Annotated in this window: 1 protein-coding gene; it reads left to right on the top strand. The window is 41.8% G+C overall.

The features are described from left to right. Nucleotides 1-56: 56 nt before the first annotated feature. Nucleotides 57-1,259: an IS256 family transposase gene (locus tag I6F66_RS20615; protein ID WP_197177149.1), complete on the top strand. Its 1,203-nt coding sequence runs from the start codon at nucleotides 57-59 to the stop codon at nucleotides 1,257-1,259. The last annotated feature ends 34 nt before the right edge of the window (nucleotides 1,260-1,293 follow it).

The raw sequence follows: 1,293 nt of genomic DNA on the forward strand, positions 1-1,293 counted from the left end.
GGTAGTGTTTAGAAATCTGTGTCATTTCAGTATTATTAAGAAAACAGGAGTGACACATGACTCAATCTTTCGATTTCAACAAAGCATTAGCTGAACTTCAAGCTGGTAAAGGTCTTACTGGCGAAGACGGTGTTCTAACACCCTTAATCAAACAACTCACCGAAGCGGCTCTTAAAGCCGAATTAGAGCAGCATCTACAATCTGAGACGCAAGTTAACCGTAAAAATGGTTCAACCAAAAAAACAGTTAAGTCATCCATAGGCCAATTCGAACTTGAAACGCCCAGAGACCGTTCAGGTTCGTTTGAACCTCAGCTTGTTAAAAAGAACCAAACTAAGTTAACGCCTGAAATTGATGAGAAAATCCTATCTATGTTTGCTTTAGGTATGAGCTATCGAGATATTCGAGGCCACATACAGGATATGTATGGCGTTGAAGTATCAGAGGCCACCATCACTGCCGTAACAGACCAGCTGATACCAGAGCTTAAAGCATGGCAAGCTCGCAGCTTAGATACGCTTTACCCGTTTATCTGGCTTGATGCCATTCACTATAAAATTAAAGAAAATGGACGCTACGTGAGTAAGGCTATTTATACCGTGCTAGGTGTGAATATTGAGGGCCGAAAAGAGTTACTTGGTTTATATGTCTCTGAAAGTGAAGGGGCTAACTATTGGTTAGCAGTATTAACAGATTTACATAATCGTGGTGTATCCGATATTTTAATTGCCTGTGTTGATGGACTAAAAGGCTTCCCTGAAGCAATAGCAACAATCTACCCCGACGCCGAAGTGCAGGAGTGCGTCATTCATCAAATTCGTAATTCGATGAAGTACGTTGCTTCAAAGCACCAAAAAGAGTTTATGACTGACTTGAAACCCGTTTATAAGGCTGCCACTAAGGATGCAGCAGAAGCCGCTCTTGACGAATTAGATGCCAAATGGGGCAAGTTATACCCTATTGTTATCGCGTCTTGGCGTCGTAAATGGGGCAATCTGTCGGTTTATTTCAAGTATCCAGATTACGTGCGTAAAGCTATTTATACCACGAATGCGATTGAAGCTGTACATCGTCAGTTTAGGCGACTCACCAAGACTAAGGGAGGATTCCCTAATGAAAACAGCTTGATGAAACTATTGTATGCAGGCATATTAAATGCCTCAAAGAAATGGACAATGCCAATCCATAACTGGAATCTGACATTGTCGCAATTGGCCATCCACTTCGAAGGTAGGTTAGATGGTGTGCTAGATATTTAGCAATTTAGGCTGACACAGAATTCTGAACGCCCTC

Origin of the sequence: Pseudoalteromonas sp. NZS100_1 (assembly GCF_015864285.1) — a bacterium.
In the GTDB taxonomy this organism is placed as follows: domain Bacteria; phylum Pseudomonadota; class Gammaproteobacteria; order Enterobacterales; family Alteromonadaceae; genus Pseudoalteromonas; species Pseudoalteromonas arctica.